The 13,136-nt window shown below is 69.3% G+C and carries 10 protein-coding genes; 4 read left to right on the forward strand and 6 right to left on the reverse strand.

The genetic code is table 11. The annotated features are described in order from the left end of the window. Positions 1-17: 17 nt before the first annotated feature. From AC27L4_RS18340 to AC27L4_RS18360, 5 genes are all read right to left on the reverse strand, one after another. Positions 18-1,373, reverse strand: coding sequence for a hypothetical protein (locus AC27L4_RS18340; protein ID WP_487143709.1), 1,356 nt, complete (start codon positions 1,371-1,373; stop codon positions 18-20). A 74-nt stretch (positions 1,374-1,447) separates the two neighbouring features. Beyond that, positions 1,448-2,503, reverse strand: a complete 1,056-nt coding sequence (locus tag AC27L4_RS18345) for an ABC transporter permease subunit (RefSeq protein ID WP_487143711.1) — start codon at positions 2,501-2,503, stop codon at positions 1,448-1,450. Then, entirely contained in the window at positions 2,500-4,026 is a 1,527-nt protein-coding gene (locus AC27L4_RS18350) for a sugar ABC transporter ATP-binding protein (protein WP_487143712.1), read from the reverse strand. The genes AC27L4_RS18345 and AC27L4_RS18350 overlap by 4 nt, the downstream gene beginning before the upstream one ends. Before the next feature lie 69 nt (positions 4,027-4,095). Beyond that, positions 4,096-5,049: an ABC transporter substrate-binding protein gene (locus AC27L4_RS18355; RefSeq protein WP_487143713.1), complete on the reverse strand. Its 954-nt coding sequence runs from the start codon at positions 5,047-5,049 to the stop codon at positions 4,096-4,098. 114 nt (positions 5,050-5,163) lie between these two features. Next, positions 5,164-6,243 carry a LacI family DNA-binding transcriptional regulator gene (locus AC27L4_RS18360; RefSeq protein ID WP_487143714.1) on the reverse strand — a complete coding sequence of 360 codons (1,080 nt, stop codon included), beginning with the start codon at positions 6,241-6,243 and terminating at the stop codon, positions 5,164-5,166. Between the two features lie 537 nt (positions 6,244-6,780). On the opposite strand from AC27L4_RS18360, the gene AC27L4_RS18365 reads away from it, so the two are divergent. The 4 genes from AC27L4_RS18365 to AC27L4_RS18380 all read left to right on the forward strand — a co-directional run bounded on the left by AC27L4_RS18365 (position 6,781) and on the right by AC27L4_RS18380 (position 11,751). Further along, the gene (locus tag AC27L4_RS18365) at positions 6,781-7,815 is read left to right on the forward strand and encodes a sugar ABC transporter substrate-binding protein (protein ID WP_487143716.1); all 1,035 of its coding nucleotides are present in this window, start codon (positions 6,781-6,783) and stop codon (positions 7,813-7,815) included. A gap of 80 nt (positions 7,816-7,895) precedes the next feature. Further along, complete coding sequence (locus AC27L4_RS18370) at positions 7,896-9,416, forward strand: sugar ABC transporter ATP-binding protein (protein ID WP_487143717.1); 1,521 nt, start codon at positions 7,896-7,898, stop codon at positions 9,414-9,416. A 13-nt stretch (positions 9,417-9,429) separates the two neighbouring features. Further along, positions 9,430-10,461: an ABC transporter permease gene (locus tag AC27L4_RS18375; RefSeq protein WP_487143719.1), complete on the forward strand. Its 1,032-nt coding sequence runs from the start codon at positions 9,430-9,432 to the stop codon at positions 10,459-10,461. Positions 10,462-10,548: 87 nt separating this feature from the next. After that, a complete protein-coding gene (locus AC27L4_RS18380; protein ID WP_487143720.1) occupies positions 10,549-11,751 on the forward strand; it encodes an acyl-CoA dehydrogenase in 1,203 nt (400 codons plus the stop codon). Positions 11,752-11,797: 46 nt separating this feature from the next. On the opposite strand, the gene AC27L4_RS18385 is transcribed toward AC27L4_RS18380, so the two are convergent. Further along, entirely contained in the window at positions 11,798-12,949 is a 1,152-nt protein-coding gene (locus AC27L4_RS18385; RefSeq protein ID WP_487143722.1) for a YbfB/YjiJ family MFS transporter, read from the reverse strand. Positions 12,950-13,136: the final 187 nt, after the last annotated feature.

Raw genomic sequence — 13,136 nt, forward strand, 5'->3', positions numbered from 1 at the left:
GCGGCCCTGGCCGGCCGTCAGCCGACCGTGACGAGCGGCGGCTGCTCGAGCCGGTCGGCCACGGCTTGCCAGGTGGCGGCGAACGGGCCGTAAGCCGTCTTGATGTCGACGCCGACCGGCAGTTCGGGGCACTCGTTCTCGCCGTTGCTGCCCCAGTTGACCCAGCCCGACTGACGCCGCTGGACGATCTGGAAAGCGCCGGAGGCCTCGGAGGTCCACCACACCATCGCCCGTCCCGAGGCCTCGTGGTACTCGACCGTCTTGGTCGCGGGGCCGGGGAAGATCGTCTCGTGCGGCGTCGTCGAGACGTCGACCGGCTTTTCGGTGAGCACCCAGGGGCGGTCGAGGCGGTCGGCCAGGACATGGGCGGCGGCGCGGACCCGGGCAAGGCGCCGGCGCAGCTCATCCTCGCCGAGAACTCCTTCCCAGCGCGAGAACAGGCGCCAGTACAGGTCCCAATGGGCCGCCTCGATATCGGCGAGCTGGTTGCGGAACTCTGCGAACTTCGGACCGGTGTTGGCCGACTGGGCGACGGTCTCGGCGACCATCGCCACGAGCTCGCCGGCATAGGGGTCGCCGGCCCGGTAGCGCGTGCCGCCATAGGCGGCAAAGCGGTCGAAGACGAGCTGCCCGGCCCCGCCTTCGAATTCGTCGCCGACCGTGATCTTGTTCGTTACCGAGCGGCCGTTGATGACGGTCTGGAAGTCGTCGACGAGATAGCGGCGCTGGAAGAAGGGCGAGCCGTGGGTGAAGCGCCAGTCGATCGAGAAGCGCTTGCCCTTCAGCTCCTCGAGCAATCCGTCCGGCACGGTGCCGTGCATGCGGTAGTGGTGCAGGACAGGGCCCCGCTCCAGGATCTCGATCTCGACCCTGGTGTGCTCGGGCGGGTTGATCAGGCCGTTCTCCGGCGTGAAGAACGGCCCGTAGAAGCCGCCGATGGCGTTGTTGCCGGACGGCAGCAGCTCGAAGCCGTCGGCGGTGGAGCGGAAGTGGCGGATGCCCCATTTCGACGAGCCGAGGCCCTGCGCCGTGCCGGAACAGAGCTCGAGATCGAATGCGCCGGTGTCGAGGCGGGCGAAGCAGTCCGGCTCCCGGCCTTCCAGCGTCCGGATGCCGTCGTTTTCCGCCAGCGATCCCGGATCGCAAGCCTCGCCGAGCACGAGGCGGAGCGTTCCGGTGAAGGTGACCGTGGCGACGAAGCTCGTGCGCCCGTCGCCCGATCCGGCGGCGAGGCGCTGGCAGAGCACGCGCTCGCCGGTGTCCGATCGGGCCCAGCGCAGCGGCGCGCGCAGATCCTCGTCGACCGTGAAAATGACGGGCTCATGCACCCTCGGTCCCGCGAGCGGGTCGACGATGGTGATGGAATGGGGCATCGAAAGCATCTCCGGGACAACGGTGAGCGGGCGGGCAGGGCGGGGCCCGCCGAGGATATTCCGGGGGGCGACCGTCAGGCTCCGGGCGCCTCGGACGGCGCGGCGCCGGGCGGGGCGGATCGGGATGCCGACCGGAAGCGCAGCGGCCGCTGCTTGAGACTGTCGATCGCGACAGCCAGGATGATGACGACGCCCTTGATCAGAAGCTGGGTGAAGAAGGGGACGTTGAGCAGGATCAGCCCCGTGCTGAGCACCCCCAGGATCACCGAGCCGATCAGCGTGCCGATGATGCGGCCGCGTCCGCCCGTGAGGCTCGTGCCGCCGAGCACCACGGCGGCGATGGCGTCGAGCTCGTAGCCGGTGCCGGCCGTCGGCTGGGCCGAGATCACCCGCGCCGCGAAGATCACGCCGGCGAGCCCCGCGCAGGCGCCGGCGATGACATAGACCGAGGTCGTGATCCGGTTGACGCGCACGCCGGCGAGCCGGGCCGCCTGCGCGTTGCCGCCGACGGCATAGACGTGGCGGCCGTAGCGCGTGCGCTCCAGGATGAACCAGGCGGCCACATAGACCGCGACCATGACCAGCACGGGGATGGGCACGCTGCCGAGATAGCCGTTGCCGAGGTCGCGGAAATTCAGGCCGCTCGAGACGATCGGCTGCCCTTCGGTGATCGTGTAGGCGAGGCCGCGCAGGAAGGTCATCGTGCCGAGCGTCACGATGAAGGGGGCCAGCGCGAGATAGGCGGTGAGCGCGCCGTTGACGAGGCCGCAGGCGCCGCCGACCATCATGCCGAAGAGGATGGCGGCCGGCGCGGACCAGCCGGCGATGGCGGCGACGACGGCGACCACGCCGGAGACGGCGACGATCGAGCCGACCGAAAGGTCGATGCCGCCGGTCAGGATCACGAAGGTGAGACCCGCCGCCAGGATGGCGTTGACCGAGATCGAGCGCGCGATGTTGAGGAGATTGTCCACCCGGTTGAAATTGGGAGCGATCGCCGCCATCAGCACGACGAGGGCGACGAGAACCATCAGGATGCCGACCCGGTCCCACCATTTGGCGAAATCGAACGGCGCCCGGTCGGTGCTGCCGGCGGCGCCCGGCGATGGACGTTGGTCATGGCTCGTCATTGTCTCGCTCCCATGCTGTCCGCCGCGGCCGTGCCGGTGGCGTGGAACATCACCTCTTCCTCCGTCGCTCCGGACGAGCGCAGTTCGTGGACGATGCGGCCGCCGCGCATGACGAGGAGGCGGTCGCTGATGCCGATGGCCTCGGGCAGGTCGGAGGAGATGACGAGGACGGCCTTGCCGGCTCTGGCGAGTTCGTCGATCAGTTCGTAGATTTCGCGCTTGGCGCCGATGTCGACGCCGCGGGTCGGCTCGTCGAGGATGAGGACCCTGGAATCGCGCAGCAGCCAGCGCGCCAGGGCCGCCTTCTGCTGGTTGCCGCCTGAAAGCGCCTTCACCGGCAGGCGCAGGGCGCTCTGCCGCAGATGCAGGCGTCGCATCTCGCCTTGCACGGCGGCGCGCGCCTGCGCGCCGCGCACCACGCCCGCCGTCACGAACCGGTCGAGCGAGCTGATGACGATGTTGTCCTCCACCGGATGGTCGAGGAACAGTCCCTGCTCCTTGCGGTCCTCCGGCACCATGCCGATCCCGTCGGCGATGGCGGCGAACGGATCGGCCGGACGGCTCTCGCGCCCGTCGATGCGGACCGTGCCGCCGGTTCGACGGTCGGCGCCGAAGACCAGCCGGCCGCTCTCGGTCCGGCCCGATCCGATCAGGCCGGCCATGCACACCACCTCGCCCGCCCGGACCTGGAAGTCGACCGGCCCCACTCCCTCGCCGGAGAGGCCCTCGACGTCGAGAACGATCGCGCCCGGCTGGCGCGGCGCGTGATCGTAGAGATCGGCGATCGGCCGCCCGACCATCATCCGCACGACGCTGGCGGGGCTGGTCTCGGCCATCCGGCTGGTGCCGACATGGGTGCCGTCGCGAAACACGGTGACGCGGTCCGCGAGCTGCCAGACCTCCTCCATGCGATGGGAAATATAGACGAGACCGACGCCGGCTGCGCGCATCTGGGCGATGATCCGGTAGAGCTGCCGGGCCTCGGCGCGCGACAGCGCCGCTGTCGGTTCGTCGAGCACCAGCACGCGCGCATCCTCGCTCACCGCCCGGGCGATCTCGACCATCTGCTGCATGCCGATGCCGAGCGAGCCGAGCGGGCGGCGCGGGTCGACGTCGGCGTTGATCCGGGCGAGCTTGGCGCGGGCCTCGTCCAGCATGCGGCGCCGGTCGAGCAGGCCGAAGCGGGTCTGCGGCTCCCGGCCCAGCGCGAGGTTTTCCGCCACCGTCATCGCCGGCACGGTGTTGAGTTCCTGGTGGATGATGGCGATGCCCTGCGCGCGGGCGTCGAGGGGCGAGCGGATGTCGATCTCGCGCCCCTGCATGACGATCCGGCCGGCATCGCGCTGCACATTGCCGGCGAGAATCTTCATCAGCGTCGACTTGCCGGCGCCGTTCTCGCCCATCAGCGCATGCACCTCGCCGGCGTGGAGGTCGAAGCGCACGCCGTTCAACGCCAGCGTTGCCCCGAAGCGCTTCGAGATCCCCTCCAGACGGAGAAGCGGTTCCGCTGCCATGGTGCTCATCGCGATCCTCGTTTGGTGGGCGGGGCAGGTCTGCGGACCGGCCCCGCTGCCGCGATCACGGTCGGCTCCTCACCAGCCCGCGTAGGCGCCGACATTGTCGCGCGAGACGAGCACGCTCGGGATGAGAATGGTCTTGTCCTGCGGCGGCTTGCCGGCGGCGATGTCCCGGGCGATTTCCACCGCCTTCTCGACCATGCCGGCCGGGCTCTGCGTGGCCGTGCCGGTGAAGGGCGAGCCCTCGCGCTTCAACTCGGCGACCGCCTCGGGGCTGCCGTCCACGCCCGTGACCTTGATCGCGCCGACCTTGCCGGCCTGCTCCACCGCGAGGACCGCGCCGAGAGCGGAGGGATCGTTCATGCCGAAGATCCCGGTGACGTCCGGGTGCGCGGTCAGCATGTCGGTGGTAACGGCCAGGCCCGAGGCGCGGTCGTTCTTCGAGGCTTGCTGGCCGACGATCTTGATGTCCGGGAACCGTGCGGCCACCGTGCGGCAGCCCTTGATCCGGTCGATGATGGTCTGGATCGGCGTACCGTCGACGAGCAGGACCTCGCCCTTGCCGCCCATCTGCGTGAAGAGATACTCGCACGACTTCTCGCCCGCCTGGACGGCGTCGGTCATCACCACCGCGTCCGCGCCATGGGCCGGCGTGTCGACGGCGACGACGATGACGCCGGCTTCCTTGGCCCGCATGACGGCCGGTTCGATGCCGGCCTCGTCCACGGCCGAGATCACGATGAGGTTGACGCCCTGCTGGATGAAGGCATCGATCTGCGTGTTCTGGTTGGCGAGGTCGAGCTGGGCGTCCTGGGTGTTGACGCTGGCGCCGATCGCGGCGGCTGCCTTCTTCGCGCCCTTGTCCATGGCCGAGAAGAACGGGTTGGACATGTCCTGCACCATCAGGCCGATCTTCTCGATCTTCTTCGGCGTCGCGGATTCGGCGTTCGCGGCCGGCCCCGAGGCCAGCATCATCAGGGCTGCCGCCGAGGCGGCCAGGGACAGGCGGATATGGTGGGTCGGCTTCATCTCGTGTTTCCTCCAATGGAACGATGTCCAGCCATGGGTGAGGCGCCGGCCGGTGGGCGCCCGGGTATCCGCGCCGGGAGCGCAGATCTGTCTCGCCTCAGCGGGCGGCGGACGTCATGACGTCGCCTCCCGGCGGTGGATGGCGCCGCCGCAGCCGCAGGAGCGGCGGATGATCAGCTCGGCAGGCACCTGCTGACGGTATTCCGGGCGATAGATCGGGGATTTCGGCTGGCCGCGCTTCTCGGCGTCCGCCTGTCCGTCGATGATGCGCGAGAGCGTCTCGGCGGCGAGCCGGCCGATCTCTTCGCTTCGCTCGTTGAGGACGGTCATCGGCGGATCGAGCAGCGGCGCCCAGGCGAACTCGTCGTAGCCGACCAGCCCCATGGCGTCGGGAACGGCGATCCCGCGGTCGCGCAGCAGCTTCATCGCGCCGAGGAGCAGCGGGTTGTTGCCGACGATCAGGACATCCGGAAGGCGCCCCGCCGCGACATGGGCGGCAAGGGTCCGGTAGGCGGAGGCCGCGTCGTTCTCGCTTTCGAGGATGGTGACGCGGGCGCCGTGGATGGCGGCCGCGTCGCGGATGCCGCGCTCGCGGTCGAAGCGGGTCGACCACTTGGCGGGGTAGACGAGGAACAGCCAGTCCTTGTAGCCGTGCTCGGCGATATGCCGGCCGACGACGAGGCTGGCATCGTAGTTGTCGGTGGTGACGCTCGGAAAGTCGAGCGCGTCGGTGGGGGGCGAGGAGTCGACGAAGACGACCGGGATGTCCCAGCTCGCGAGCAGCTTCGTGTTCTCGGGCGTGAGCGTCAGCGTCGAGATCACGCCGGCCATGCGCGACTCGATCAGCCGCTGCACCATGCGGTCCTCCAGACGCGCGTCATAGGCGCCGTCGACCGCGACGTCGCCCACGACCACCGTCCAGTTCGACGGACGGAGCGCCTGCTGGATGCCGGCCATGAGGTCGAGATAATAGGAGTTGGAGGTGCTCGCGGTGATGACGGCGACGGAGTCGCGGCTGGCGCGCCTCAGCTCCTGGGCGGCCCGGTTGGGGATGTAGCCGAGGTCCCGGGCGGCCCTCTGCACCTGCTCGCGGCTTTCCTCGGACACCCCCTCGGCGCCGCTCAGTGCGCGCGACACGGTGAACATCGAAAGGCCTGTGGCGCGGCTGACGTCGCGCATCGTCGATTTGCGCACTCTCGGGCTCTCCCGTTACCCTAATCGTTTAGGTTTTTATCGAAGCCAAGCCGCGTCGCATCCTTACAAACAATCTTCCAGGCCACCTAATCGTTTAGGTTTGCCGAAAAAATCGCATATAGGTTTGCATAAACGATTAGGTGGACTGATAGTCGCGGTGTCGGTCTTTGTCAAGGGGCGGTGATCTCGGCGGCCATCCGTTGCGCAGCCAAGGCGCCGGCATGTCTCGCTGCGGGTCGTCCGGCCCGCTTGGGACGATGGCCGGACGACGACCGGGCGGGGCGGGCGAAGGGGCGATGGCGACGGCCGATCCCGCAACCCCGTCCCATCCCGCCGGCGGATGATTCCGTTGGGCAGGGATGGCCTGATCCGGTCAGCCGGACTTTGCCCCGTGGCGTCGAAGACCTGTTGCCAATCGCGAAAAACTCCCCCTAATATGCCCGGCGCTTTCGTCTGACGAAAGTGCCAAACAACTGAACGGCCGGCGGATTCCCGCTGAGAGCGTCGCATGCGCCGGGCCGAGCTGGGAGGGATGTGATGACCAAGGACGTGACGCCGCAGTCGCGGCGTGATTTTATCCGCGCCGCTTCGGCCTCCGCCGGTGCCGCCGCCGCCCTGTTCGGCGGCCTCGGCATCAATCCGGCGATCGCGGCCGAAGCCGCGGCAGCGGCCGGCCGATCCGAGAAGCCGTTGAAGGCCGCCTTCTCCAACGCCGGCCTGCAGGCGACCTGGTGCGCCCAGGGCAAGCAGGCGGCGGAATACTGGGGCAAGCTGTTCAACGTCGAGGTGACGTGGTTCGACGGCCAGCTCGACGCCGTCAAGCAGCGGGCGGCCATCGACAACATGGCCTCGCAGAAATGGGACTTCGTCGCCATCCAGGCCTTCGGCATCGGCACGCTGACCCAGCCGGTGCAGAAGATGATCGACGCCGGCATCCCGGTCATCGACATGGACACGCTGATCGCCCCGCTCGACAAGATCAACATCCACACCTTCCTCGCGCCGAACAACGAGTTCATGGGCGCCTCGGTGACGCAGGCCCTGGTCTCGGCGCTCGGCGGCAAGGGCAAGATCATCATGACCCAGGGCGCGCTCGGCCATACCGGCGCCCAGGGCCGCGCCAAGGGCTTCGAGTCCGTGGTCAAGAACAATCCCGGCATCGAGGTGCTCGACAACCAGCCGGCCGACTGGGACGTCACCAAGGCCGCGCGCCTGTGGGAGACTTACCTGACCAAATATCCGCAGATCGATGCCGCCTTCTTCCACAACGACGACATGGCGCTCGCCGCCTACAACGTCATGAAGACGCGCGGGCGCACCAACATCCTGATCGGCGGCGTCGACGCCATGCCCCCGGCGATCAACGCCGTGGAGGACGGGCGCATGTACGCCACCGTGCGCAACCCCTCCAGCCGCATCCATGGCGGTGCCATCGTCGCCGGCGTCGCCGCCGTGGTGTCGGGCGAGAAGACCGGCCAGGGCATTCCCAAGCACGTCGTCACCGACGGCCCCGTGGTCACCAAGGAGAATGCCGCCGGCATGCTGTGGATGCAGGATCATTTCCTGATCTGAGGCCGGACCGTGACGCGGCTCGCCCCGGCGCGCCGGGGCGAGCGCAGTTCCTGCCGCTTCGGCGGACCGATGAGGTGCCGATGACGTCCGACATCGCGACGGCGCCCGTCGCAACGCCCCGCCTGCAGATGGTGGGCATCTCCAAATCCTTCGGCGGCGTCGCGGCCCTGCGCGACGTCGACTTCACCCTGCAGGCCGGCGAGGTCCACGGCCTCGTCGGCGAGAACGGCGCGGGCAAGTCGACGATGATGAAGATCATCGCCGGCGTCCATGCCGGCTATGACGGCCGCATGCTGATCGACGGGAGGGAGGTGCATTTCCGCTCCGCCCGCGATGCGCTCGCCGCCGGCATCGGCATGGTGCATCAGGAACTCAGCATCGCGCCGGATCTCAGCGTCGCCGAGAACGTCTATCTCGGCAAGCAGTTGGTCAACGGCGCCGGCCTGGTCGACTGGCGCGGGATGGTCGAGGGCGCGCGCGAGCAGCTCGGGAGTCTGGGCATCGACGTCGATCCGCGCACGCGCATCGGCTCGCTGCCGATCGGCCTGCAGCAGCTGATCGAGCTGGCGCGGGTCATCTATTCCGGCGCCCGCATCATCATCCTGGACGAGCCGACCTCGGCCCTGTCGCCGCCGGAGGTCCAGCGCCTGTTCGAGGTGCTGCGCGGCGTCCGGGCGAGCGGGCGGAGCATCGTCTTCATCTCGCATTTCCTCGACGATATCCTGGCGATCTCCGACACGGTGACCGTGTTCCGCAACGGCCGGCGCGTCGTCACCCACGCCGTCGACGGCATCGACAAGGGCTGGCTGATCGAACGCATGATCGGCCGCGGCCATGGCGAGCTGGAGGAGAGCTACACCGGCGCGATCACGCTGACATCCAAGCCGCAGGCGCCGGTGGTGCTGGCGGCGCGCGGCCTCGGCCATGGACGGGCTTATGCCGACGTGTCGCTGGAGGTGCGGGCCGGCGAGGTGCTCGGCGTCTACGGCTTCATGGGCTGCGGCCAGCTGGAGCTGGCGCGCACCCTGTTCGGCAAGCTCCCGGCCGACAGCGGCTCGCTCGCCGTCGACGGCGTGCCGATCCGGCTGCGCAACACCGCCCAGGCCCGCAGGGCCGGCATCGCCTTCGTGCCGGAGAACCGTCGCTCCATGCTGTTCCACCAGGAGCCGGTCTACAAGAACGTCTCCATCAGCATCCTCGATCGCATCTCGCGGCTATGGCTGAAGCCGGCGGAGGAGCGCGCCATCGCCCGGCGGCACGTGGAGAGCCTGCATATCCGCCCGCCGCGGGTCGATGCCCGGCTCGGGGCGCTGTCCGGCGGCAACCAGCAGAAGGTGGCGCTGGCCAAGTGGCTCACCCACCCGCCCAAGGTGCTGGTGCTGAGCGAGCCGACGCGCGGCATGGACGTCGGGGCCAAGGACGACGTGGTGCGGATCGTCCGCGCCCTGCGCGACCAGGGCCTCGGCGTCGTCGTCGTCTCGGCCGAGCCGGAGACGGTCCTCTCCCTGGCAGACCGCGTGGTGGTGATGAAGAAGGGGCGGATCGTGCGTGAATTCGCCGACGAGACGATCAGCAAGGACCGGCTGCTGGAAGCCGCATGAGAGAGGTTCCGACATGACGGCTCAGGACAGCGGCGCAGCGCAGCCGGGCTTTCGCCCGGGCGGCTTCCTGCGCAACCAGATGCGCAACATCGCGCCCTTCGTGACGCTGATCTTCCTCCTGGTCTTCTTCAGCCTCGCCAGCCCTTCCTTCGCCAGCGTCGACAACCTCTCCAACATCCTGACGCAGATCTCGGTGACGGGGATCATGGCCGTCGGCCTGACCTTCGTCATCCTGTGCGGCGAGATCGACCTGTCGGTGGCCTCGATCGCCAACGCCACCGGCATCGTCGTCGCCTTCTTCACCCTGCAGGAATCCTATGTGAACATCGCCAACGTGCCGGTGCCCGGTTGGCTGGCGGTGGTGCTCGCGCTGCTCGCCTGCGCCGCCCTCGGCCTGGTCAACGCCTTCGGCGCCACGGTGATCGGCATCCCGACCTTCATCATGACGCTGGCGATGATGCAGATCGGCGCCGGCATCTGCGCCATGCTGGTGCGCGGCCAGATCGCCTATGCCGTGCCCGACATCGTCACCACCCTGGGCTCGGGCTCGATCGGCGGCGTGCCCTGGATCGTCATCGTGCTCGCCGCCTTCCTGCTCGCCGGCCACGTGACGCTGACCTATACGCGCTTCGGCCGGTACATCTTCATGGTCGGCGGCAATCGCGAGGCGGCGGAATATTCCGGCGTCAACGTCAAGCTGATCCTCGGCGCCGTGCTGGTGATCTCGGCGGTGTGCTCGGGCGTCGCCGGCATGGTCGGCGTCGCCCATTTCGGCAGCGCCCAGCAGAACGAGTTCGACGGCTACCTGCTCGATTCCATCGCCGCGGTGGTGGTCGGCGGCACCAGCCTGTTCGGCGGGCGCGGCGGCATCGGCAACACCATCGTCGGCCTGTGCGTGCTCGGCGTGCTCAACAACGGCCTCGACCACATCCAGATCGACAGCTTCCTGAAGATCCTGATCCGCGGCCTGATCCTGCTGATCGCCCTGATCATCAACGTCTATGCCCAGCGCCTGCGCGACGAGAGCGGCCCGTCGGCCGGTTGAGGACGCGCTGGTGCCGCGATCCGCCTTGACCTTGCCCTGCGGCGCGACCAATGTCCGGCCGAGGCTCAAGAACGAGGACGGACTCCCATGGCAGAGGCGGCGATCAAGCTCAAGCAGGCCAGCGACGGTTTCGACTGGGCCGATCCGCTGGATCTGGAAGGGGCGCTCACCGAGGAGGAGCGCCTCGTCCGTGACACGGCGCGCGACTACGCCCAGGACCGGCTGATGCCGCGCGTGCTGCAGGCCTATCGCGAGGAGGCCTTCGACCGCGCCATCATGAGCGAGATGGGCGAGCTCGGCCTGCTCGGCGCCACCATTCCCGAGGCCTATGGCGGCGCCGGCCTGGGTCATGTCGCCTATGGCCTGGTGGCGCGCGAGGTCGAGCGCGTCGATTCCGGTTACCGCTCCGCCATGTCGGTGCAGTCCTCGCTGGTGATGCACCCGATCCATGCCTATGGCTCGGAGGAGCAGAAGCAGAAATGGCTGCCCAAGCTCGCCGCCGGCGAGCTGGTCGGCTGCTTCGGCCTGACCGAGCCGGACGCCGGCTCCGATCCCGGCTCGATGAAGACCCGGGCCAAGGCGGTCGCCGGCGGCTACGAGCTGACCGGCACGAAGATGTGGATCACCAACTCGCCGGTCGCCGACATCGCCGTGGTCTGGGCCAAGCTCGACGACGTCATCCGCGGCTTCGTGGTCGAGCGCGGCACCAAGGGTTTCTCCACCCCCAAGATCGAGGGCAAGCTGTCGCTGCGCGCCTCGATCACCGGCGAGATCGTGCTGGACGGAGCCTTCGTGCCGGAAGCCAACATGCTGCCCAATGCCAAGGGGCTCGGCGGCCCGTTCGGCTGCCTCAACAAGGCCCGCTACGGCATCGCCTGGGGCGCCATGGGGGCGGCCGAGTTCTGCTGGCACCGCGCCCGGCAATACACGCTCGACCGCAAGCAGTTCGGCCGGCCGCTCGCCGCCAACCAGCTGATCCAGAAGAAGCTCGCCGATATGCAGACCGAGATCACTCTCGGCCTGTTCGGCGCGCTACAGCTCGGCCGCCTGCTCGACGCCCACAAGGCGGCGCCGCCGGCGATCAGCCTGATGAAGCGCAACAATTGCGGCAAGGCCCTCGACATCGCCCGCATGGCCCGCGACATGCACGGCGGCAACGGCATCGCCGACGAGTTCCACGTCATGCGCGTGGCGCAGAACCTGGAGACCGTGAACACCTATGAAGGCACGCATGACGTGCATGCGCTGATCCTCGGACGGGCGCAGACCGGCATCCAGGCGTTTTTCTGACGCAGGAATGTCGACGCCGGGTCCAGGGAGCCTTCTGCGCCCCGGGTCATACCTGGCCGAGGCGGGCGGTCAGTGCCGCCGCCACCGCGAGCGCGGCGGCCGCCGCCAGGGTGGGCATAGTGAAGCTGCCGGTGAGGTCGAAGGCCGCGCCGGCCAGCACCGGGCCGATGATCTGGCCGATGCCGAAGGCGGCGGTCATCAGTGCCACGGCGCGGCGCGGGTCGGCGGCGGCCAGCGAGCGGGCGGCGATCAGGCCGAGCGCCGTGATCGCCATGAAGGTGCCGCCGAGGCCGACGGCGCCGAGCAGCGGCCCCGCCGCCAGCCCGGTGACGCTGAGGGCGACGCCGGCCGCCTCGATCAGGCAGGCCAGGGCAAACGCCCGGTAGAGGCCGATCCGCTCCGAGATCCTGTTCCAGACCCAGACGGACGGCAGGGCGGCGAGGCCGACCAGCGCCCAGACATAGGGTTCGAGCGGGCGTGCCGTGGCGCTCTCGCGCACGATGGCGACCAGGAAGGTCGCGGTCACGACGTAGCCGAGGCCGAACAGTCCGTATGCGGCGATCATCACCCTGAGGCGGCGATCCATCGGTGCCGGCGCCGACGCACGCGCCGCGCTCCGGGTCTCGGGCGCGGCGGGGACCAGCAGGGCGACGGCCGGGATGGCAAGGACCGAGAGCACGCCGCAGGCCAGCCATTGGCCGCGCCAGTCCACGCCCCAGGCCGCCAGCGACGACACCACCCCGGACGAGGCGAGGATGCCAACGCCGACGCCGCCGAACAGCAGCGCCGAAAGCGCGGTGCGGCCGGCCTGCGCCAGCCGGTCGAGCACCAGCGCGGTGGTGAAGATCAGGACGAAGGCGCTGAGCGCGCCGCCGGCGAAGCGCACCGCGGACAAGGCCGCGACGGAGGAGATGCCGGCCATCGCCGCGGTGGTCGCGGCGCTGCCGCCGAGGCCGCCCAGCATCCAGGCCCGCCGCGAGCCCGGAAGCTGCGGCATGGCCGCGACCAGGGCCCCGGCGAGGTAGCCGGCGAAGTTGGCCGCGGCAATGAGGCCGGCCTGGCCCTTGCCGAGGCCGAGCGCCTCGACCATCGCCGGCAGGATCGGCGTGTAGACGAACCGGCCGATCCCCATGGCCACGGCCAGAGACAGAAGGCCACCCAGAGCCAGGGCCACGGGGCGGGCAGGTGAGGGAGGCATGGAGGGGCCGCGTGCAGATGTCGACACCGCTGATAGGGCAAGTGCGGCGAATCCGCAAAGTCTAGGGCTCCGGATTGCGAAACAGCTGTCGCATTTACCTGGGTAATCCGGTCTGGAGCGGCAGGAACGGGGCGACTATCGTGCGCGGGTTTGCCGGCCTCGCCCCCGGCGCCGACAGGGAGACAGC

This window comes from Labrys sp. Lb11 (genome assembly GCF_057554225.1).